The sequence below is a fragment of the Microbispora sp. CSR-4 genome (genome assembly GCF_008033685.1).
Classification (GTDB): domain Bacteria; phylum Actinomycetota; class Actinomycetes; order Streptosporangiales; family Streptosporangiaceae; genus Microbispora.
The window spans coordinates 139,251-160,101 of the sequence record NZ_VJVX01000001.1; the positions used below are offsets into that span (position 1 = coordinate 139,251).

Consider the following 20,851-nt stretch of genomic DNA (forward strand, 5'->3'; position numbering starts at 1 on the left):
GACGCGACGGCGTCACCGGGCCGGGGCGATCGTCCGCCCGCTCCCCGCGAGGTCAGGTGCCGAGCACGCAGAGGACCTCGCCGCCGGCGACGGCCTGGCCCACCGTGACGGCGAGACCGGCGACGCGGCCGGCCCGCTGCGCGAACAGCGGCTGCTCCATCTTCATCGCCTCCAGCACGAAGAGCAGCTCGCCCTCCTCCACCGTCTCGCCGTCCGCCTTGTTGATCTTCACGATGGTGCCCTGCATGGGACTGACCACCGCGCCCTCGGCGGCCGGCGCACCGCCGCCCGCCCCGGCCCGGCGCGCACCCCTGCGCCGCGGCCCCGCGGCGACCCGCTCCGCGGCCGGCGTGGTCAGGCCAGCCGGCATCACGACCTCGACCCGTCGGCCGTCCACCTCCACCACCAGCGTCTCGGTCCCCGCGCCGGGCTCCGGCTCCACGACGAGGCCGCCGTACGGCTCGACGCCGCCGGCGAACTCCGTCTCGATCCACTGCGTGTGCACCGTGAGGCCGGGGGCGAACGCCGGGTCGTCGACGAGGGCCCGATGGAACGGCAGCGTGGTCGCCAGCCCCTCGACTTCGAACTCGGCGAGCGCCCGCCGGGCCCGGGCCAGGGCCTGCTCCCGGTCCCGCCCGGTGACGACCAGCTTGGCCAGCAACGAGTCGAACGCCTGGCCGACCTGCGTGCCCTCCACGACGCCGGAGTCCAGGCGGACCCCCGGCCCGCCCGGCGGCCGCCAGCGGATCACCGTGCCGGGGGACGGCAGGAAGTTCCGGCCCGGATCCTCCCCGTTGATCCGGAACTCGATGGAGTGGCCGTGTATCTCCGGGTCGCCGTAGCCGAGCGGTTCCCCCGCCGCGACGCGGAACATCTCGCGGACCAGGTCGAGGCCCGTGACCTCCTCGCTGACCGGGTGCTCCACCTGGAGGCGGGTGTTGACCTCCAGGAACGACACCAGGCCGTCGCGGGCCACGAGGAACTCGCAGGTGCCCGCCCCGACATAGCCGGCCTCGCGCAGGATGGCCTTGGAGCTCTCGTACAGCAGCCGCGACTGCTCGGGGGTGAGGAACGGCGCAGGGGCCTCCTCGACCAGCTTCTGGTGGCGGCGCTGCAGCGAGCAGTCGCGGGTCGAGACCACCACCACGTTCCCGTGCGCGTCGGCCAGGCACTGGGTCTCGACGTGCCGGGGCCGGTCGAGGTAGCGCTCGGCGAAGCACTCGCCCCGGCCGAAGGCGGTCACCGCCTCCCGCACCGCGCTGTCGTACAGCTCGGGGATCTCCTCCATGGTCCAGGCGACCTTGAGGCCCCGGCCACCGCCGCCGTACGCCGCCTTGATCGCCACGGGCAGGCCGTGCTCCTCGGCGAAGGCCACGACCTCGGCCGCGCCGGAGGCCGGGCCGGGGGTGCCGGGGGCGAGCGGGGCCCCCACCCGTGCCGCGATCCGCCGGGCCGACACCTTGTCGCCGAGCTCCCTGATCACGCCGGGCGGGGGCCCGATCCAGGTCAGCCCGGCGTCGATCACGGCCTGGGCGAAGCCGGCGTTCTCCGACAGGAATCCCCAGCCCGGATGGACGGCGTCGGCGCCCGACTTCAGCGCCGCGTCGAGCACCTTGCCCACGTCCAGGTAACTGGCGGCGGGAGTGTCTCCCCCCAGGGCGAACGCCTCGCCGGCCAGCCGCACGTGCGGCGCGCCGGCGTCGGGCGCCGCGTAGACCGCGACGCTGTCCAGCCCCGCGTCCCGGCAGCCCCGGATGATCCGGACCGCGACCTCTCCCCTGTTGGCGACCAGGACCTTACGCACCGTTCCTCCTCCGCGCGGCCGGGGCGTCTCCCGCGGCCGCCACGCCTGCTCCCACGACTTCGTACGGCCCCCGCGCGGGGCGGCCCCCGCGCATCACGCCGGCCGCCATACGGACTCCACCGACCACCGGGGGCGGGGGACCGGGGGCGGGGGCGTCCCGGTCCCCCGGGCTCCGGACGCCGCCGACAGCACGGCCAGCACGGCCGCGAGCTGCTCGTCGGTCGGCGCCCCACGCACGACGGCCACCGGCGTCCGCGCCGGTTCCCGGGCCGTCATGCCGGGGGGTTGGCGTGCTTGCGATGCGGCAGCACGGCCTGTTTGCCGCGGAGCGTGGCCAGCGCGCCCGCGAGGACCTTCCTGGTGTCCCTCGGGTCGATCACGTCGTCGACCAGACCGCGCTCGACCGCGTAGTAGGGGTGCATGAGCTCCGCGCGGTATTCCCCGACGAGCTTCGCGCGGGTGGTCTCGGGGTCTGCGGAGGCGGCGATCTCCTTGCGGAAGATGACGTTCGCGGCGGCGTCCGCGCCCATGACGGCGATCTCGTTGGTCGGCCAGGCGAACGACAGGTCGGCGCCGATGGAACGGGAGTCCATGACGATGTAGGCGCCGCCGTACGCCTTCCTGACGATCACCTGGACGCGGGGCACCGTGGCGGCGCAGTAGGCGTGCAGGAGCTTCGCGCCGTGCCGGATCACCCCGCCGTGTTCCTGGTCGGTGCCCGGCAGGAAGCCCGGCACGTCGACGAACGTGACCAACGGGATGTTGAACGCGTCGCACATCTGCACGAAGCGGGCCGCCTTCTCCGAGGCGTGGATGTCGAGCACGCCCGCCATGGACAGCGGCTGGTTGGCGATGACGCCCACCACGTGGCCGTCCAGCCGGGCCAGCGCGCAGATCACGTTGGCGGCCCACCGCTCGGAGAACTCGAGGAACTCGCCGTCGTCGACGACCTCGGCGATGACCTCCCGCATGTCGTAGGGCCGTCCGGGGTCGGCGGGCACGATGTCGATCAGCGCCTCACAGCGCCGGTCGGCCGAATCGGCGGTGAACTCCACCGGCGGGGTCTCCAGGTTGCTGGCGGGCAGCAGCGAGACCAGGTATCGCACGTCTTCGAGACAGCTCGCCTCGTCCTCGTGCACGAAGGTCGCCACGCCCGACCTCGTGGCGTGCACGTCGGCGCCCCCGAGGCCCTCCTGGCTGATCCGCTCGCCGGTCACGGCCTCCACGACGTCGGGACCGGTGATGAACATCTGCGAGGTGTCCCGCACCATGAACACCACATCGGTGAGCGCGGGGGCGTACGACGCGCCGCCCGCGCAGGGGCCGAGCATCACGCTGATCTGCGGAATCACGCCCGACGCCCGGACGGTCCGCTGGAAGATGCCGCCGTAGCCCGCGAGGCCGGTCACGCCCTCCTGGATGCGGGCGCCGGCGCCGTCGTTGAGGCTGATCAGGGGCGCCCGGGCGGCGTAGGCCAGGTCCATCACCTTGTGGATCTTCTGGGCGTGCGCCTCGCCGAGCGAGCCGCCGAAGACCCGGAAGTCGTGGGCGTAGACGAAGACCCGGCGGCCGTCGATCATGCCCCAGCCGGTCACCACGCCGTCGCCGTGCGGCCGGCGCCGCTCCATGCCGAAGCCCGTCGCGCGGTGGCGGCGAAAGCCCTCGATCTCCGTGAACGAGCCGGGGTCGAGCAGGATATCCAGGCGCTCGCGTACGGTGAGCTTGCCACGGGCGTGCTGCGCCTCCGTCGCGCCCGCGCCCGGCCCCTCGGCCAGCCGCCTGCGCATCCGGTCGAGCTCTGCGAGCCTGCCCTCCATGGAGTCCGGCGGCGCCTCGGTCACGGCGTTTCTGTCGTCAAGCAATGTCATGCGCGAAGGCCTTTCATCAGTCACTCCGCATTTGCCCGAATGATTCCAACAAGGGCCGCCGGGGCAAAGGAGAGTCACCCCTAGGAGGCACCGGCCGTATGTCTTAGGTGACATGGTCCGCGGCCGTTCCGAATGATGAGATCGCGATCGGCGGCGGGCCGGCTTTCCCACGCGCCGCCGGCGCCGCGCGCGCCGGATGAGCCAGGTGAGCAGGGTGAGCCGGCCACGCCGGGTGGCGTGTTCCCCGGCCCCGCCGCGACAGGACTCCCGGGGGGACGGCCGTCCACCTCGGGACTTGAGGGGAAAACAGAGGGGCTCCGGCGATCCCGGAGTCCCTCGCTCTCCCATCCTGGATCGGCGGTGACCCGGAGCCGGCTCCGGGGGGCCTACTCCTTTCGAAACATCCATTACCCCCCAAGTGACATCTCGTCATCTGCGCAGATAAGGCTAATTCCGATAAAGTCGGGAAACGGCTCGGCTCCTCCCCCAAAGGAGCCGCATGCCGCGCCGCCGGCGGTCGCGATCCTGCCCGGTGGCCGTCCGGCGGATCGGCGGGCCCCGCCCAGAGCGGCGACTGCGACCGATGCGACGAGGAAGGCGCGGCTGTGATGCAACTGTTCGTCGGCGGCTACTCCTGGACCGAGACCCTCGCCAGGGGCGTGCGCGCCGTGATGTCCGCTCCCACGACAGGTGAGCTGGTGCTCACCGGCACGTTCACCGACATCCCCAACCCCTTCCACCTGCTGCCGTCCCCCTCCGGGCGGACGCTCTACGTGGCCTCCAACGTGCCGGAGGGCCGCGTGCACGTCCTGCGCGTCGGGCGGGGCGGCTCCCTGGAGCACCTGGCCGAGCGGCCTGCCCTGGGCGCCGGCACCGTCCACCTGTCCCTGCACCCGTCGGGACGGCACCTGTTCGCCGCCAACCACGACTCGGGCGAGGTCGTCGTGTTCCCCGTCGAGTCCGGCGAGCTCATCGGGCCGCCCGCCGACGTCGTACGCCACACCGGGAAGGGCCCGGATCCGGTCAACCAGGCGGGTCCGCACCCGCACATGACGGCGACCGATCAGACGGGAACGTTCGTACTGGTGCCCGACAAGGGCGACGACCACGTCCACGTCTACCGATACTCCGCGCCGGACGGACATCTCACCGCCGCGGGACGGACCCACGTCGGCGAGGGTGTCGGGCCCCGCCACCTCGTCTTCCACCCCTCGGGCCGGTACGTGTACGTGGTCGGCGAGCTCCGGCCGGTCGTCGTGGTGTGCGAGTTCGACGCCTCGGGGACCCTGCGCCCTCTCGGCTCGGTGCGTACGGTGCCCGACGAGGCGGACGGATGGATCGCCCCCTCCACCGTCGTGACGACGGCCGACGGCCGGTATGTCTACGTGGCCAACCGGGGCCATGAGAGCGTGGCGGTCTTCGAGACCGGCGCCGCGGGCGCCCTGCTGAAGCGGGTCGGAGAGCACCGGTTCGGCGACCCGTTCACCACGCTGCCGTGGGACCTGCTGATCGACCCCTCGGGCTCGGTCGTGTACGTCGCCAGCCAGATGGCGGGGACGCTGACCGCCCTGTCCGCCGACGCCGGCACCGGCCTGCTCGGCGCCCTGGGCGCACCGCTGGCCGTCCCCGACGCGGCCTGCGTGGTCGCCGTACCGGCGCCGGCCACCCGACCCCGGCCGCCGGTCTCATAGGGGATGTGACACGGCTCACTCTTGTCCGTCAAATGGATAGTGGATAGCATAGCTATCAGCTATTCACGGCACATCGCCACTTTCGGCGGAGGCGACGCGTTCGCCCGGCCGACCGCACCCGCCATGCGGAGCCGCCGTTCGGGGCCGCCGTTCGGGGCCGCCCGCGACGTGCGCCCGGGTCCCGCCGTCCGCCGTGTCCGCCGCGACAGGAGTACGCGCGCCCCCGGCCGCCTCCCCGGCGCCCGCGGCCTTCCGACCCCCGACACGAGGGAGAACGCATGCAGTACGAGGTGCTCGGCCGGACCGGTGTCTCGGTGAGCCGGTTGTGCCTGGGCGCGATGATGTTCGGGTCGTGGGGCAACCCCGACCACGACGACTCGATAAAGATCATTCACCGCGCGATCGAGAGCGGCGTCAACTTCATCGACACCTCCGACAACTACTCGGCCGGAGAGTCGGAGGAGATCGTCGGCAAGGCCCTCGCGCAGGGCGGGGTGCGCGACCGGGTGGTCCTCGCGACCAAGTGCCACTTCCCGATGGGCGCCGACCCCAACATGCGGGGCAACTCCCGCCGGTGGATCATGCGGGAGGTCGACAACAGCCTGCGCCGGCTCGGCACCGACTGGATCGACCTCTACCAGATACACCGTCCCGATCCGTCCACGGATATCGACGACACATTGGGCGCCCTGACAGATTTGGTCAGAGCTGGCAAGATCCGATATTTCGGCACATCCACGTTCCCGGCCCACATGATCGTCGAGGCGCAGTACGTGGCCGCCCGCGGGTCCCGGGAACGCTTCTCCGCCGAGCAGGCGCCCTACTCGATCCTCGCCCGGGGGATCGAACGTGACGTTCTGCCGGTCTGCCGGCAGCACCGGCTGGGCGTGCTGACCTGGAGCCCGCTCGCCGGCGGCTGGCTCACCGGCCGGTATCGCAAGAACCAGGAGCTTCCGTTCAGCATGCGCAGCTTCGTGGTGCCCGGCAGGTACGACATGGAGCTGCCGGCCAACCAGCGCAAGCTCGACGCGGTCGAGGAGCTGGCCCTGCTGGCCGAGCGCGCCGGGCTCAGCCTCGTCGGCCTCGCCCTCGCCTTCGCGCTCCGGCATCCAGCGGTCACGTCGGTCATCATCGGCCCGCGTACTGTGGAGCACCTTGACACCCAGCTCGGCGCGGTGTCGATCGACCTGGACGACGAGGTGCTCGACGAGATCGACAGGATCGTCCCGCCGGGCGTCACGCTCAACCCGCACGACGAGGGCTGGCAGCACCCTGAGCCGGCCGACGCCGCGCTGCGGCGGAGATAGTTGAGAATTACAGAATAGCCCGTTCCACTAACACCACTCGAATCGCGTTCGAAAACATAACAGCTTTCTCTACTATCTGTCATACCCGCAGAAAGTAATCCCCTGGGCGTTGCCTTGAAAGGCGAAATATCCGGATAATTGGGGAGATCAAGGCTGGTGGTTTTCGCCGGCTGGCACCATGTGGTCGTAACGCGGACCCCCTTCTGGTCCGTGGACAAGGCGGGGGTGAACAAGGTGCGGGGGATCGAGTATGACGGAATACGTGTCGCCGGAGCTGCTCATACGGAGTCCGGCGTTACTTCACTCGTACGAAAGCCGCCTGCGGGCGCTGGCCAGTCCCGTCGTCCAGGATCCCCTGGTCTGGCAGGAGTGGCGCAGGCAGACGCGGGCCCTCCTGAAGATCTGCGCGGCATCCGTCGGCGGTGACGCGACACCGGCCACGCCGGAACCGCCGGGGCCGGCCGTCCGGGAGGTCGGTCTCGCGGCGGCGAGCCTCGCGTGGGCGGAGCTGTTCCAGACGGTGGCCGACCATCTCGCCGAGGCCGCGGGGGCGGCCCCGGACCGGGAACGGCTGGCCCGCCGCGTCCTGCCCACCCTCAACCGGGCGATCCTCGCCCGGGTGGGCAGCTTCGCCGACGAGGTGGAGACCCCGGAGCGGATCCGCAAGGCCATCGCCCGGGACGTGCACGACTGGGTGGGCAGCAGCGTCAGTCTCGCGCTGCGCCGCCTGGACCTCTACGAACTGCGCCGTGACACTCCGGAGGGACGCGACGACCTGCGCGGGTTGCGCCAGGCTCTGAACGACGCCTGGGAGACGGTCCGGCGCGTGATGCGGGGCCTTCGGTCGTGCCCGCACGACGTCGGCCTCGAAAGCTCGCTGCGGGCGTTCGGGGAGGCCGTCAAACCACCGGGGGTGAACCTCCAGGTGTCCGTACGCGGGGAGGAGTCCCGCCTTCCCGACGAGGTGCGCGCGGAACTGCTGGCGATCATCAGGGAAGCCCTGCGTAACGCGCTCACCCATGCCGGGGCGGAGGGAGTGAGCGCACACGCCGAGATCCTGCCGGAGAAGGTGGTGGCCGTCGTCCAGGACGACGGGACAGGACTGGACCCCGGCCGGTCCTGGCGGAGCGGCGGCTTCGCCTCCATGCGCGAGCGCACCGAGTTGCTCGAAGGCGAGTTCCGCATGAGCAGCCATCCGTCCGCGGGAACGCGAATCCACATCTCCGTGCCGCTCGGAGGGCGCTGATGAGTATCGAGCATCCCATCCGGATCGTCGTCGCCGACGATCACACGCTCCTGCGCGAGGCGCTGTGCGAACTGCTGCGCGCGCAACACGACTTCCGCGTCGTCGGGCAGGCCGGAGACGCCCGGACCGTCGTGTCCGCGGCCGCCGCGACCCGTCCCGACATCGTCCTGCTGGACATCGAGATGCCGGGCCACCCGCCCACGTACACGCTCAAGCAGATCGCCCACGTGTCGCCGCACAGCACCGTGGTGGTGCTGACGGTGCACGACGACCCGCATCTCGTGCACGAGATGCTCTCCGCGGGCGCCCGGGGCTACCTGCACAAGGGCGTGAGCTGGCAGGACCTGACGTCGGCCCTGCGCGGCGTGCACCGCAACTCCTACCGGGTGATCGTGTCGTCGCGCCCGCCGAGGGCCGTCGGGGAGCCGCCGCGCACCGCTCTGCTCACCGAACGGGAGGAGGAGGTGCTCGCCCTGGTCGCCCGCGCGCTCAGCAACCGGCAGATCGCGGTCCAGCTGTCGATCACCGAAGGCACGGTCAAGCGGCACCTGCGCAACATCTTCGGCAAGCTCGGCGCCGTGTCGCGGCTCGACGCCGTCAACCGGGCCAAGGTCGCCGCACCGGCCTTCGAGCCCGCCGTGCCGGCCCCCGTGCCCGTACCGCTGAAGCGGGTCCCGCCCTTCCCCTCCGAACCCGTCCGGCAGAACGGGTCCCTGACCTACCGGTAGCCCTCCTCAGGCAGAAGGAGCCGATGACCGAGACCCTCTTCGAGCTGGCGTTCCCGCTCGCCACGCCGTTCTGGATATTGATGATCCTCGTTCCGGCGTGGTCGTGGACACACCGGATCGTGTCCTCACCACTGATCGTCGTACCACCGCTGCTGGTCTACCTGGTGCTGGTGATACCGCGCTTCGGCGCCCTGTGGGCCGCCGTGAGCCGCCCGGATCTGCGCGTTCTCACCGACTTCTTCGGCAGCCCGGACGGCGCCGCCGTCCTGTGGGCCCATGTCATCGGGTTCGACCTGTTCGTCGGGCGGTGGATCTACCTCGACTCCCGGGAACGGGGCATCTCCCCGCTGGTGACCAGCCCCATCCTGCTGCTGACGGTCCTGCTGTCGCCCATCGGGACGATGCTCTATCTCGCCGCCCGCCTGATCCTGCCGTCCCGCGCCGCGAGGGCGCGCGGGACGGTCCCCGGCGCGCATGATCCGTCGCCGGGGCCGGTACCCGCCGCGCGTGACCCGTCTCCGGGGCCGCTCCCCGCCGACTGACGACCGGGCGCCTAGCTCGGCAGCTGCCAGCCGCGCTCGCGCAGGCCGTCGGTGAGCGTCTGCACCGCCTCCGGCTGGACGTACAGCTCGGCCGCGCCGAGCTCCAGCCCGGTGGCGTGCTCCAGGCGGATGTCCTCGATGTTGACGCCCGTCTCCCCCGCGGCCTGGACCAGGCGGGCCAGCTCGCCGGGACGGTCGCCGATGAGCACCTGGACCACCGCGTACGTGCGCGCCGGACCACCGTGCTTGCCGGGGATCCTCCCGGTCCCCCGCACACCCCGCGACAGGAGATCGGTCACCTGCCCCATGGCCGCGCCGTCGCCCGCCAGCGCGCGAAGCGAACGGGCGGCGGCGCTCAGATCGGCCACGAGCGCCTCCAGCACCTCGGCGACGGGCAGCGCGTTGCCCGCGAGGATGCCGGTCCACAGCGCGGGGTCACTGGCGGCGATGCGGGTCACGTCGCGCACACCCTGCCCCGACAGCCCGAGGGCCGTCTCCGACGCCTCCGCCAGCCGGGCCGCCACCGCGGCCGCCGTCACGTGCGGAGCGTGCGAGACGACCGCGACGGCACGGTCGTGCTCCTCCGCCTCCACCCGCACGGCGTTGCCGCCGCACAGTGAGATCAGCCGCTCCACCGCGGCCACCGCCCGCGGCGACGCCTCGTCCGTCGGGCAGTACGCCCACGGACGGCCGAGGAACAGGTCGGCGCGGGCCGCCGCCGGGCCCGACCGCTCGCGGCCCGCCAGCGGATGCCCCGCGACGTACGTCGTCAGGTCGCAGCCGAGCTGGGCGGCCTGAGCCAGCGGGAGCGCCTTCACGCTCGCCACGTCGGTGTAGAACCGGGCGCTGTCACGCTTTTGCAGATCCAGCAGTTGCTGCGCGACGAACTGGGGCGGCACGGCGACGACCGCCAGATCCACCCGCTGCTCGCCGGTCCAGTCCTCCCCCGCCCCCAGCTCACGCGCCAGCCGTACGGCTCCCGCGTCCCGATCGGCCAGGAAGACCCGCACGTCCCGCTGCCGCAGCGCCAGCGCGATCGACGTGCCGATGAGGCCCGTCCCGACAACGACCACACTGCCGATCTCGGCATCCTCGATGGGAGTCATCGCGTTCTTCCTGCCATCGCCGTCCCGGGCGCGCTGTCCCGCGACGCATCTCTTGTGGGTGGATTGTGGTGATTCACCGGCCCCGCCGTCCCGGCGCGAACCCGCCGGGACGACGTCTACCGTGCGTCGCCCGATGGACGACGCCCGAGGGAAAGGTTCACTGCGCGATGTCCACGCGCAGCGCCGCGGCGCCGCGCAGGTACACGTGCTGGATCTCCTGCCGGGGCCGGTCGGTCTGCACGTGGGCCATCAGCCGCACGACGCGAGGGAGCGCGCCGGGCACGTCGATCTCGGTCGCGCACAGCAGGGGCACGTCGTGGAAGCCGAGCTTGCGCGCGGCCAGCGCGGGGAACTCCGCGGTGAGGTCGGGGGTGCACGTGAAGATCACGCTGATGACGTCGTCGGTCGTGAGGTTGTTGCGCCCCATCACCTCGGTCACCAGCTCGGTCGTCCCGGCGAGGATCGCGTCACGATCGTTGCCGTCGACCTGAATGGCTCCCCGAATCGCTCGCACCATGTCGTTCCCCTCTCGCTGGGCCGGGCCGGTCTCCCGCGGAGACGAACCCGACCCATATACGCGCTTCATCCAATTCCGCCCGGCTTGCGGCTTTCGCCCGCCGCGCGGAAAGGCTACAGGCCGACCGCCGCGTACAGCTCACCGATCTCCTGCACGGTGAGCTGGCGTACGGTCCCCGGCTTGAGCCTGCCGAGCTTCACCGGGCCGAACTCGATGCGAGCCAGGTCGATCACCCGATGACCGACGACCTCCATCATGCGCCGGACGATGTGCTTGCGGCCCTCGTGCAGCACGATCTCGACCAGCGCCTGCTGGCCGTGCTCCTGCACCACCCGGAACTCGTCGGCCTTGGCCAGGCCGTCCTCCAGGTCCACGCCCTTGCGCAGCACCTTGTGCAGGTCGCGCGGGATGGGGCCGGGGACCTTGGCCCAGTATTTCTTCTGCACGCCGTAGCTCGGGTGGGTCAGCCGGTGGGCGAGCTCGCCGTCGTTGGTCAGCAGCAGCAGTCCCTCGGTCTCGGTGTCGAGACGCCCCACGTGGAACAGCCGGGGCGCGAGGTCCTGCACGTAGTCGTTCAGGCAGGGCCGGCCCTCGGGGTCGTCCATCGTGCTCACCACGCCGATCGGCTTGTTGATCGCGTAGTAGACGGTCTCCGAGGACGTCGGGATGCGCTTGCCGTCGACCCGGATGACCTGCTTGGCGGGATCGACCCGGGCGCCGAAGCGGCGCACGGTCTGGCCGTCCACCGTCACCCGGCCGTCGCCGATCATCTCCTCGCAGGCCCGCCTGCTGGCCACCCCGGCCTGGGCGAGGACCTTCTGCAGCCGCTCGCCGCCCGGCACCTCCGTGGTGTCGCGCTCGTCGGTGTAGTCCTCGTCGTAGAAGTCCGGGTCGCGCAGCGGCTGCCGGGACGTCTTGAACGGGTTGGCCACCGGGCCTGTCACGCCGGGCCGGCCGGCGCCCGAGGGACGGCCGGCACGGGAAGGCGCGCCGGTGCGGGAGGGTGCCCCGCGCTCCGCGCCGCGCGAGCCGGACCGGCCGCGCGGGCCGCCAAGGCGGCCGATCGTCTGTACCTCGTCGCTTCGGGCCCTGCCGCCGCCGCGCGCCGCGCGCAGCCCGCCGCCGCTGCGCCCGCCGCGATCGTCACGGCGGTCGTCACGGCGATCGTCGCGCCGGTCACGGTCGTCGCGGCGGTCGTCCCTGTCGTTCCGGCTCCATCCGCGATCACCGCGGGCCTCGAACCGGTCACCGCGGCCTTCATAGCGGTCGCCACGGGCCTCGCCCCTGTCACCGCGCTCGGCGAAGGACGGGCGGCCTGCGCCCCTGACGGCCTCGCGGTCCCGGCCGCCCTCGGACCTGCCGTACCGGCCACGCGAACCCGTGCCCTCGCCGCGGAACGCGGGCCGCTCGGCGGGCGAACCGCCCCGGGAGCCGCGCTCACGGTCGTCACGGCCGAAGCTGCGGCCGTCGCGGTCACCGCGGCCGAAACCGCGCTCACGGTCGAAGCCACGCTCACGCTCGAACCCACGGCCGCGGCCGGAGGCGTCGTCGCGGGCGAAGCCGCGGTCACGCCCGCCGTCACGGTCGCGGTCGCCGAAACGGCCGCCCTCGGGCTTGCCGTACCGGCCACGCGAGCCGCCCCGCTCCGCCCGGAACGCGGCCCGGTCGTCGTCGCGGCGGCCCATGCCGCGGGGCCGGTCGTCGTATCGGTCGCCGCGGGCGTCCGGCCGGCGCTCGCCGTACCGGTCGCCGCGCGCGTCGTCGTCGCGGGAACGCCTGGAGTCGAACCCGTACCCGGACCGGGAACCAGGAACGCGGGAGCCTCCGCGCCGGTCGCCCTGGGGGCGGAAGCCGCCGCCGGACCCGCTGCGGGATCCACGCGGGCTCGCGCCCTGCCGACCGGTGTTCCGGCTCCGACCGCGTCCCTCACCGGACGGGGTGCCACGCCTGTTGTCCACTACTTCTGCTCCTCAAGAATTTCCACGTCGTCCGGGAGGAACGGGGCGAGCTCGGGAAGCTCGTCGAGGCTTCGCAGCCCCAGTCTCTCCAGGAAGTAACTCGTCGTCCGGTAGAGCACTGCCTGGCTCTCCGGGTCGGTTCCGGCCTCTTCCACGAGGCCTCGTGCGACCAGCGTCCGCATGACGCCGTCGCTGCTCACGCCGCGCACCGCCGCCACCTTGGCCCGGCTCACGGGCTGCCGGTAGGCGACCACGGCGAGGGTCTCCAGTGCGGCCTGCGTCAGCCGCGCCTGCTGGCCGTCCCTGACGAACTTCTCCACCAGGGCGGCACACTCCGCCCGCGTGTAGAAGCGCCAGCCTCCGGCCACCTCTCGAAGGTCGAAACCCCGTCCTGCGGCCGTGTATTCCTCTGACAGGGCGCGCAGGGCGGCCGTGATCTCGGCGGTGGGCCGTTCCAGCACCTGCGCGAGGGTGACCTCGGCGACCGGTTCGTCCACGACCATCAGGATCGCTTCCAGCGCCGCGGTGAGCGCGGGCCCGTCCGCCGGCACCTCCGCCTCGGGATCGCGGGCGCCGGAGACCGGATCCGGCGTTCCGGGGCCGGAGGACGCGAGGCCGGAAGACGCGAGGTCGTCCTCGTCCCGTCCGGTCACGTCGCCGGCGGGGCCGGAGAGATCGTCGCCGGAGCCGGGGGTGTCGCTCGCTTCCATCGCTCCTCGCTCGTCGTGCGGGTCACCATCTCCGCCGTGCCGTACGCCGGCGCCCGCAGGCCGGGCATGCTCGGCCGGTGTCCGCCGGTCCGGCGTTTCCGGTCCGGTGCGGCCCTTGGTCCCGGCCTCACTCGTCCCGCGTGTCCGCCGCCTCGGCGGGCCGTTCCTCACGCCTGCCCTCGTCGTAGTCGTCGCCGACCGTGACATCGCCCTCGGCGCTTCCCGTCCAGGTGACGTACAGGTCGCCGAGCGGTTCGACCTGCTCGAAGGAGACCGCGGCCTCCCTGAACAGCTCAAGGACGGCCAGGAAACGGGCGACGACCTCGAACGTCCCCGAGCAGTCGGCGGTCAGTGCCCGGAAGGTCGCCCGGTTGAGCCGCCTCAGCCGCTCGACAAGGATAGCGGCTTGTTCCCGTACGCTGGCGAGCGGTTGGTAGATGTGCGCGACCGACACCGACGGCGGCGCCTTCGGTGTGAAGGCCCTCGCCGCGATCTTCGCGAGCTGATCGGGCCCGATGCCGAGCACGAGCTCCGGCAGCAGGTCGGCGAACCGCTTCTCCATCGGCACCGCGCGCGGGAAGCGCAGCGCCTCCTCGGCCATGCGCCCGGCGAAGATCTTCGCGACCTCCTTGTACGCCCGATACTGCAGCAGCCGGGCGAACAACAGGTCGCGTGCCTCCAGCAGGGCGAGGTCCTCCTCGTCCTCCACCTCGCCGGTGGGCAGCAGCCGGGCCGCCTTGAGGTCGAGGAGGGTCGCCGCGACGAGCAGGAAGTGGCTCGTCTGGTCGAGGTCCCACTCCGGGCCCCGCGACCGGATGTACGCGATGAACTCGTCGGTGACCTTGTGCAGGGAGACCTCGGTGATGTCCAGCTTGTGCTTGGAGATCAGCCCGAGCAGCAGGTCGAACGGCCCCTCGAAGACGTCCAGGTGCACCTGGAAGCCGCTCGGGGCGCTCTCCTCGCCGCCCTGGTCGGTCTCCGGGCCGGTCGTCACACCTGCCATTGTCCCCTACCGGCCCGTTGTCCCCTTCCGGCGCGGCCCGGGGGGCTCACACGCGGGCGGGCCACCTGGCCAGCAGTTCGCGGGCCAGCTCACGGTAGGCGGTGGCACCCATCGAGCCGGGATCGAACTGGGTGATCGGCTCCCCCGCCAGCGTGGCGTCGGGGAAGCGCACCGTGCGGTTTATGACCGTGTGGAACACCTTGTCGCCGAAGCCCTGCATGATCGTCTGCAGCACCTCGCGGGCGTGCAGCGTCCGGGGGTCGTACATCGTGGCGAGCAGGCCGTCGATCTCCAGGCTCTTGTTGAGCCGCTCCTGGACCTTGCCGATCGACTCCATCAGCAGCGCCACGCCGCGCAGCGCGAAGAACTCGCACTCCAGCGGGATGATCACGCTGTGCGCGCAGGTCAGCGCGTTGACCGTCAGCAGACCGAGGGACGGCTGGCAGTCGATCAGGCAGATGTCGTAGTGCGGCAGCAGGGGCTCGAGCGCCCGCTGGAGGGCGTACTCCCTGGCCACCTCGTTGACCAGCCGGATCTCCGCGCCGGACAGGAAGATGTTGCTCGGCAGGAGCTGCATGCCGTCGACGGTGGTGTCGAGCAGCACGTCCTCGACCGTGACGTCGGGCTCCTCCATGATGAGGTCGTAGACCGTGGCCTCAAGCGGCCGGGGGTCTATTCCCAGGCCGACCGACAGCGCGCCCTGCGGGTCGAAGTCGACGAGCAGCACCCGCTGACCGACCTCGGCGAGCGCGGCGCCCAGGTTGATCGTGGTCGTCGTCTTGCCGACGCCGCCCTTCTGGTTCACCATCGCGACGATGCGCGCGGGCCCGTGCGACTCCGGCGGGGTCGGCTCGGGGAACACCGGACGGGGACGGCCGGTAGGCCCGATCGCACCGGGAGCCCCCACCCACGTCCCCTCTGTGGTCGCAGTCACCTGTTGGTCCTCCCTGACGGCCCTCGAACCTGATCGAATCTAAAGGGTAGGCACGTGGTCGGCAAGGCGGCGCGCCAGAGGCTGCCGAGATGGGTTTTCTAATGCAACGCACGGGGATGCGCCGCCGCGTAGACCTCCCGGAGCTTGTCGACCGTCACCAGGGTGTACACCTGCGTGGTGGTCACCGAGGCGTGGCCGAGCAGCTCCTGGACAACCCTAACGTCGGCGCCGCCGTCCAGGAGATGAGTTGCGAACGAATGGCGCAACATGTGCGGTGATACACCGGAAAGTCCGGCTCGTTCCGCCGCCGCCTGAAGCACCTCCCACGCGCCCTGGCGGGTGAGCCGCCCGCCCCGCGCGTTGAGGAACAGCGCGGGCGTCCCCCGGCCGTGCGCCGCCAGCCGGGGCCTGGCCCTCACGAGGTACGCGTCGAGCGCCTGGCGGGCGAAACGGCCGAGCGGCACGATCCTGGTGCGCCCGCCCTTGCCGCGCAGCCGCACCTGGTCCTGGTCGGACTCCTCGTCGTGGACCGGCCCCGTCGGCACGTCGTCCACCGCCAGCCCCACGGCCTCGGAGATCCGGGCGCCCGTGCCGTACAGGACCTCCAGCAGCGCGCGGTTGCGCAGGGCCAGCGGCGAGTCCTCCGGGCCGCAGGCGGCGATGAGCCGCTCGACCTCCGCGACGGTGATCGCCTTCGGGAGCCGCCGGAGCTGGCGCGGCGGGCGCACCTCGTGGGCGGGATCGTGGCCTGCCACGCCCTCGCGCAGGGCGAAGCGATGCAGCCCGCGTACGGCCGACACGGCGCGGGCCGCCGAGCTGGCGACCAGCGCCGGGTGATCCTCGTCGCCCTCCCGCAGCGCGGCGAGGAAGGCGACCACGTCCGACTCGGCGACCTGCGCGAACGTCTCGAGCCCGCGCGCCCGGAGATGCTCGACATATCGGCGCAGGTCACGCCGGTAGGAGGCGAGCGTGTTGGCAGACAGCCCCCGCTCCACCGCCAGGTGGGCGAGGTAGCTGGACAGCACCGCCTCGGGCTCGCTCAGAACGTCTCCCTACGGAATCATGCCTCCGGCGCGTCGGCGGGACGAAGGCCCTTGAATCCGTCGGCGGAAGCAGCGTACGCGGCGAGGATACCGGCGACCGCAGGAGAATTGTGGATCATTCCGCTCAGGGCCTTGTCGACCGCCACGCCCAGCGGAATCCAGACCGACGGCATGTCGGCCTCCTCGTGGTGGCGTACGTACGTGTTCTCCTCGTCGGGGATCGGCTCCAGGTCGCGGGCCAGGAAGACGCGGATCCGCTCATCCGTCATGCCCGGGGAGGTGCGCAGATCGACCAGCGTGTGCCACGTACGCGCCCGGTAGGCGGCCTCCTCGGCGAGCTCGCGCGCCGCGCACTCGACCAGCGGCTCGCCCGGCACGTCGCGGATGCCGGCCGGCAGCTCCCACAGCAGCCGCCGCGCCGGATGCCGATACTGGCGGATCAGCAGCACGCGGTCCTCGGTGTCGAGGGCGAGCACCGCGACCGAGCCGGGGTGGACGACGTAGTCGCGGTCGGCGGTCACCCCGCCCGGCATCTCCACCGTGTCGGTGCGCACCCTGATGATCCGCCCGCTGAAGTGCTCGACGGAGGCGACGACGTTCCAGGACTCCTCGACGTCTTCGACGTTCACCGTGTTGTCCGCGGTCACTTGGCCCGGCCCGCCTTCGCGACGTTCTCACGCCGGCCCGCGTACTCCAGGGCGGCCCCGACGAGCCCCTTGAACAGGGGGTGCGACCGGGTCGGGCGGGAGCGGAACTCCGGGTGGGCCTGCGTGCCGATGAAGAACGGGTGCTGGTCGGTGGCGAGCTCGGCGTACTCGACGAGGCGGCCGTCGGGCGACAGGCCGGAGAACACCATGCCGACCTTCTCCAGCCTCTCCCGGTAGGAGTTGTTCACCTCATAGCGGTGCCGGTGGCGCTCCTCAACCTTGGCCTTGCCGTACAGGCGGCGGGCCAGCGAGCCGTCCACGAGCTTGGCCGGATAGAGGCCGAGCCGCATGGTGCCGCCCATGTCGCGCTCACCGGCGACGACGTCCTTCTGGTCGGCCATGGTCGAGATGACCGGGTTGATCGTCTCGGGGTCGAACTCGGTGCTGTCGGCGTCCTCGATCCCGGCCAGGTTGCGGGCCGCGTCGATGACCATGCACTGCATGCCGAGGCAGATGCCGAGCAGGGGGACGCGCTGCTCGCGGGCGTGCCGTACGGCGCCGACCTTGCCCTCGATGCCGCGCACGCCGAAGCCGCCGGGGATCAGCACGCCGTCGACGCCGTCCAGCTCGCGGGCCGCGCCCTCGGGGGTCTCGCAGTCGTCGCTCTTGACCCAGCGGATGTTGACGCGCGCGTCGTTGGCGAAGCCGCCCGCGCGCAGCGCCTCGGTGACCGACAGATACGCGTCGGGCAGGTCGATGTACTTGCCGACCAGCGCGATCGTGACCTCCTTGGCGGGCCGGTGGACCCGCCGCAGGAGCTGGTCCCACTCGGTCCACTCCACGTCGCGGAACGGCAGGCCGAGCCGGCGCACCACGTACGCGTCGAGCCCCTCGGCGTGCAGCACCTTCGGGATGTCGTAGATCGAGGCCGCGTCGACGGCGGAGACCACGGCGTCCTCGTCCACGTCGCACATCAGGCTGATCTTGCGCTTGAGCGAGGTGGTGATCGGCCGGTCCGAGCGGCAGACGATCGCGTCGGGCTGGATGCCGATGCTGCGCAGCGCGGCGACCGAGTGCTGCGTGGGCTTGGTCTTCAGCTCCCCGCTCGGGCCGATGTACGGCAGCAGGGAGACGTGCAGGAAGAAGACGTTGTCACGGCCGACCTCGTGACGGACCTGCCGGACTGCCTCCAGGAACGGCAGCGACTCGATGTCGCCGACCGTGCCGCCGACCTCGGTGATGACCACGTCGACGTCCGGGCCCGCCATGCCGCGGATGCGGTCCTTGATCTCGTTGGTGATGTGCGGGATGACCTGGACGGTGTCGCCCAGATACTCGCCGCGCCGCTCCTTGGCGATCACGTTCGAGTAGACCTGGCCGGTGGTGACGTTGGCCGAGCCGTGCAGCTCGGTGTCGAGGAAGCGCTCGTAGTGGCCGATGTCGAGGTCCGTCTCGGCCCCGTCGTCGGTGACGAACACCTCACCGTGCTGGAAGGGGTTCATCGTGCCGGGGTCGACGTTCAGGTAGGGGTCGAGCTTCTGCATGGTGACGCGGAGGCCGCGAAGCTTGAGGAGACGACCGAGGCTGGAGGCCGTGAGTCCCTTGCCGAGACTGGAGGCGACGCCGCCGGTGACGAACAGATGCTTGGTTTGTGCGGCGCTGCGCAAGAAGAACTCCCGTGGTCGATGTCGATCCGGCCGTCCGGTTGGACGCCGCGATGCCCACGGGCTCTCAGAATATCAAACGTCGGGCAACATTGGGCTTACCACGTGCACTAACCCGCCATAGCGGACACGCCGACCTAGCGGTAACTTGTCGCGTTATGTCGTTCGTGAAGCGCGCCGTAGGCCGTCTGGTCCATCGGGGGTGGACCTACGTGCGGGAGGCCGCGGCGATCAGCCCGGCCGCCCCGGGCGGCTACCGGTTCCGCAGCATGGGCGAGGGAGTGTGCCTGTCCTTCCCCCAGGGCGCGATCTTCGGTGAGCAGTGGATCGAGATCGGCCCGCACACGCTCGTCGGAGAACGGGTGTCGATCTCGGCGGGCATGGGCCCCGGCGTGGACCTCGGGCCCGACTCGATCGTGCGGATCGGCCGGGGCTGCTCGATCGGCAGGGGCAGCCACATCGTCGGCCACCAGTCCATCGACATCGGCGACGACGTCTTCACCGGCCCCTACGTCTACATCACCGACCAGAACCACGTGTACGACGATCCCGACATCCCCATCGGACGGCAGTGGCCGCGCAACAAGCCCGTCTCCATCGGCTCGGGATCGTGGATCGGGACCGGGGCGATCATCCTGCCGGGGACGCGCATCGGCCGTCAGTCGGTGGTCGCGGGCGGCGCCGTGGTGCGCGGGGAGTTCCCCGACCACTCGGTCATCGCCGGCGTCCCCGCCAAGATCGTGCGACGACACTCCCCCGACCTCGGCTGGCACAGCCCCTCGGCCGCCCGCCTCACCTCTCCCCCCCCCGCCGATCCCCGCACCCTTTCCGAGCACGAGTCCCGTACGGCCTAGCCGAACCGGCCCGGGCTTCGCACGCCTCCGCGAACGAGCCATGCACGACTACCGAACGTGACATGATCGCCATGGGTTCCTCATCATGAGGTCTCCCCAGACCAACTTCCACATGTTGATGGTCAACCTGCTGGTCGACCGTGACCGCGGCATCCGGCCTCCGAGCCATCTCGCCGTCGCCAGGGAGATGTCGATAACTCTGGGCCTACGGCAGCGGCCGGAACCGGATGTCCTTGTCGTCAAGAAGGAAGCGCTCTCCGATTTGCGGCGGACCTCTTACCGACCGGAGGAAGTCCAGCTCGTCGTCGAGGTCGTGTCACCCGACTCGGAGGAGCGGGACCGCACGACGAAGCCGATCAATTACTCGGACGCCGGGATCAGATATCTCTGGCGCATCGAATTGGAAGACCAGGAACCGGTCGCGTACACGTTCGAGCTGGAGCCGAGCGTCAGGGCGTACGTGCCGACCGGGATCCATCGCAAGCGCCTCACGACCTACGTCGGCTTCGACGTGGACATCGACCTCGACCTGAGCCCCTTCATCGGCTGAGCCCCTTCATCGGCTGAGCCGAACAGCGCCGGCCGCGAGCGAGGGTGGTGAGCCGCCGGTCAGCCGGGCGGCGCGGTGGCGCGGGCGCGGCGGGCGGCCCGGTGGCGCCGCACCCTGCGGATGAGCCGCCAGGCCACGAACGCCAGCACGGCCAGCGCCGCCACCACCAGGATGGGCAGGAAGATCGCGATCAGGCTCATGCCGAGCGAGCCCACGTCCTCGGCCACGCTGACGACCGGCGCGCCCACACCCGCCGTGGTGGCGTTCACCACCGGCCGCGCCGAAGCCTTGATCAGGTGCACGGCCAGTGCGGCGGCGATGCCCAGCAGCCAGCCGACCGCCGGGTGCTCGGCCATCCACGCCGAATTGTCGATCTCCGCCGCGGCCGCCGTGGCGCTGAAGACCACGCCGCCCGCCGCGGGCCGTACCGCCGTCTGGATCATGTCGTTGACGTGGTCGACCACGGGCACCTTGTCGAGGACGAACTCGGCGACCAGCAGCACGGCGATGATCGCGAGAACCCAGGTGTCGGACAGCCAGGCGTACTCGGCCGGCAGCCGCACGGCGTCGGTGACCCGCGCGAGCACGCCGACGAGCAGCAACGGGATGTACGCGTTGAGCCCGGCCGCGGTCGACAGTCCAAGCCCGGTGAGCGCCGCGAACATCAGCCACCTCCTCC

The 20,851-nt window shown here is 71.5% G+C and carries 20 protein-coding genes; 7 read left to right on the plus strand and 13 right to left on the minus strand.

What is annotated here, in order from left to right; translation table 11 throughout:
• Positions 1-52: 52 nt before the first annotated feature.
• The 3 genes from FLV34_RS00715 to FLV34_RS00725 form a co-directional block, all read right to left on the minus strand.
• Complete coding sequence (locus FLV34_RS00715) at positions 53-1,804, minus strand: biotin carboxylase N-terminal domain-containing protein (RefSeq protein WP_147942143.1); 1,752 nt, start codon at positions 1,802-1,804, stop codon at positions 53-55.
• 93 nt (positions 1,805-1,897) lie between these two features.
• On the minus strand, positions 1,898-2,080 hold the full coding sequence (locus tag FLV34_RS00720) for an acyl-CoA carboxylase epsilon subunit (RefSeq protein WP_142645145.1): 183 nt from the start codon (positions 2,078-2,080) through the stop codon (positions 1,898-1,900).
• Positions 2,077-3,591, minus strand: coding sequence for an acyl-CoA carboxylase subunit beta (locus FLV34_RS00725; RefSeq protein ID WP_240970874.1), 1,515 nt, complete (start codon positions 3,589-3,591; stop codon positions 2,077-2,079). Before FLV34_RS00725 ends, FLV34_RS00720 begins: the two co-directional genes overlap by 4 nt.
• Positions 3,592-4,280: 689 nt before the next feature.
• Here FLV34_RS00725 and FLV34_RS00730 point away from each other — a divergent pair.
• The 5 genes from FLV34_RS00730 (at position 4,281) to FLV34_RS00750 (ending at position 9,186) form a co-directional block, all read left to right on the plus strand.
• A complete protein-coding gene (locus FLV34_RS00730) occupies positions 4,281-5,363 on the plus strand; it encodes a lactonase family protein (RefSeq protein ID WP_147942144.1) in 1,083 nt (360 codons plus the stop codon).
• A 278-nt stretch (positions 5,364-5,641) separates the two neighbouring features.
• Positions 5,642-6,670 carry an aldo/keto reductase gene (locus tag FLV34_RS00735; protein ID WP_147942145.1) on the plus strand — a complete coding sequence of 343 codons (1,029 nt, stop codon included), beginning with the start codon at positions 5,642-5,644 and terminating at the stop codon, positions 6,668-6,670.
• Between the two features lie 250 nt (positions 6,671-6,920).
• A complete protein-coding gene (locus FLV34_RS00740; protein ID WP_147942146.1) occupies positions 6,921-7,916 on the plus strand; it encodes a sensor histidine kinase in 996 nt (331 codons plus the stop codon).
• A complete protein-coding gene (locus tag FLV34_RS00745; protein ID WP_142645140.1) occupies positions 7,916-8,644 on the plus strand; it encodes a response regulator transcription factor in 729 nt (242 codons plus the stop codon). The genes FLV34_RS00740 and FLV34_RS00745 overlap by 1 nt, the downstream gene beginning before the upstream one ends.
• Positions 8,645-8,667: 23 nt before the next feature.
• Complete coding sequence (locus FLV34_RS00750) at positions 8,668-9,186, plus strand: ABA4-like family protein (RefSeq protein WP_142645139.1); 519 nt, start codon at positions 8,668-8,670, stop codon at positions 9,184-9,186.
• A gap of 11 nt (positions 9,187-9,197) precedes the next feature.
• Here the strand turns inward: FLV34_RS00750 and FLV34_RS00755 are convergent, their stop codons facing one another.
• The 9 genes from FLV34_RS00755 to FLV34_RS00795 all read right to left on the minus strand — a co-directional run bounded on the left by FLV34_RS00755 (position 9,198) and on the right by FLV34_RS00795 (position 18,771).
• Positions 9,198-10,292 (minus strand): prephenate dehydrogenase, encoded by a 1,095-nt coding sequence (locus FLV34_RS00755; protein ID WP_142645138.1) that lies wholly within the window; start codon positions 10,290-10,292, stop codon positions 9,198-9,200.
• A 157-nt stretch (positions 10,293-10,449) separates the two neighbouring features.
• Positions 10,450-10,809 carry a chorismate mutase gene (aroH, locus tag FLV34_RS00760; RefSeq protein ID WP_142645137.1) on the minus strand — a complete coding sequence of 120 codons (360 nt, stop codon included), beginning with the start codon at positions 10,807-10,809 and terminating at the stop codon, positions 10,450-10,452.
• 113 nt (positions 10,810-10,922) lie between these two features.
• A complete protein-coding gene (locus FLV34_RS00765) occupies positions 10,923-12,767 on the minus strand; it encodes a pseudouridine synthase (RefSeq protein WP_261985605.1) in 1,845 nt (614 codons plus the stop codon).
• Complete coding sequence (gene scpB / locus FLV34_RS00770; protein WP_142645135.1) at positions 12,767-13,477, minus strand: SMC-Scp complex subunit ScpB; 711 nt, start codon at positions 13,475-13,477, stop codon at positions 12,767-12,769. The genes FLV34_RS00765 and scpB overlap by 1 nt, the downstream gene beginning before the upstream one ends.
• 127 nt (positions 13,478-13,604) lie before the next feature.
• Positions 13,605-14,471: a ScpA family protein gene (locus tag FLV34_RS00775; protein ID WP_260617031.1), complete on the minus strand. Its 867-nt coding sequence runs from the start codon at positions 14,469-14,471 to the stop codon at positions 13,605-13,607.
• Between the two features lie 55 nt (positions 14,472-14,526).
• The gene (locus FLV34_RS00780) at positions 14,527-15,387 is read right to left on the minus strand and encodes a ParA family protein (protein ID WP_260617044.1); all 861 of its coding nucleotides are present in this window, start codon (positions 15,385-15,387) and stop codon (positions 14,527-14,529) included.
• A 125-nt stretch (positions 15,388-15,512) separates the two neighbouring features.
• The gene (locus tag FLV34_RS00785; RefSeq protein ID WP_260617030.1) at positions 15,513-16,439 is read right to left on the minus strand and encodes a site-specific tyrosine recombinase XerD; all 927 of its coding nucleotides are present in this window, start codon (positions 16,437-16,439) and stop codon (positions 15,513-15,515) included.
• Positions 16,440-16,474: 35 nt separating this feature from the next.
• Complete coding sequence (locus FLV34_RS00790) at positions 16,475-17,104, minus strand: NUDIX domain-containing protein (RefSeq protein ID WP_142645131.1); 630 nt, start codon at positions 17,102-17,104, stop codon at positions 16,475-16,477.
• Positions 17,101-18,771, minus strand: coding sequence for a CTP synthase (locus tag FLV34_RS00795; RefSeq protein WP_142645130.1), 1,671 nt, complete (start codon positions 18,769-18,771; stop codon positions 17,101-17,103). The genes FLV34_RS00790 and FLV34_RS00795 overlap by 4 nt, the downstream gene beginning before the upstream one ends.
• Before the next feature lie 155 nt (positions 18,772-18,926).
• Between FLV34_RS00795 and FLV34_RS00800 the strand changes: the two genes are divergently transcribed.
• Complete coding sequence (locus tag FLV34_RS00800) at positions 18,927-19,622, plus strand: acyltransferase (protein ID WP_147942147.1); 696 nt, start codon at positions 18,927-18,929, stop codon at positions 19,620-19,622.
• 82 nt (positions 19,623-19,704) lie between these two features.
• Positions 19,705-20,172, plus strand: a complete 468-nt coding sequence (locus tag FLV34_RS00805) for a Uma2 family endonuclease (RefSeq protein ID WP_260617043.1) — start codon at positions 19,705-19,707, stop codon at positions 20,170-20,172.
• A gap of 59 nt (positions 20,173-20,231) precedes the next feature.
• Here the strand turns inward: FLV34_RS00805 and FLV34_RS00810 are convergent, their stop codons facing one another.
• A complete protein-coding gene (locus FLV34_RS00810; protein ID WP_142645127.1) occupies positions 20,232-20,837 on the minus strand; it encodes a DUF4126 domain-containing protein in 606 nt (201 codons plus the stop codon).
• Positions 20,838-20,851 lie beyond the last annotated feature (14 nt).

Excerpts from the sequence above, each read along its gene's own strand:
- FLV34_RS00720 (WP_142645145.1), bottom strand. The coding sequence starts at position 2,080 with ATGACGGCCCGGGAACCGGCGCGGACGCCGGTGGCCGTCGTGCGTGGG.
- FLV34_RS00725 (WP_240970874.1), bottom strand. The coding sequence starts at position 3,591 with ATGCGCAGGCGGCTGGCCGAGGGGCCGGGCGCGGGCGCGACGGAGGCG.
- FLV34_RS00730 (WP_147942144.1), top strand. The coding sequence starts at position 4,281 with ATGCAACTGTTCGTCGGCGGCTACTCCTGGACCGAGACCCTCGCCAGG.
- FLV34_RS00735 (WP_147942145.1), top strand. The coding sequence starts at position 5,642 with ATGCAGTACGAGGTGCTCGGCCGGACCGGTGTCTCGGTGAGCCGGTTG.
- FLV34_RS00740 (WP_147942146.1), top strand. The coding sequence starts at position 6,921 with ATGACGGAATACGTGTCGCCGGAGCTGCTCATACGGAGTCCGGCGTTA.
- FLV34_RS00745 (WP_142645140.1), top strand. The coding sequence starts at position 7,916 with ATGAGTATCGAGCATCCCATCCGGATCGTCGTCGCCGACGATCACACG.
- FLV34_RS00750 (WP_142645139.1), top strand. The coding sequence starts at position 8,668 with ATGACCGAGACCCTCTTCGAGCTGGCGTTCCCGCTCGCCACGCCGTTC.
- FLV34_RS00755 (WP_142645138.1), bottom strand. The coding sequence starts at position 10,292 with ATGACTCCCATCGAGGATGCCGAGATCGGCAGTGTGGTCGTTGTCGGG.
- aroH (WP_142645137.1), bottom strand. The coding sequence starts at position 10,809 with ATGGTGCGAGCGATTCGGGGAGCCATTCAGGTCGACGGCAACGATCGT.
- scpB (WP_142645135.1), bottom strand. The coding sequence starts at position 13,477 with ATGGAAGCGAGCGACACCCCCGGCTCCGGCGACGATCTCTCCGGCCCC.
- FLV34_RS00800 (WP_147942147.1), top strand. The coding sequence starts at position 18,927 with ATGTCGTTCGTGAAGCGCGCCGTAGGCCGTCTGGTCCATCGGGGGTGG.
- FLV34_RS00810 (WP_142645127.1), bottom strand. The coding sequence starts at position 20,837 with ATGTTCGCGGCGCTCACCGGGCTTGGACTGTCGACCGCGGCCGGGCTC.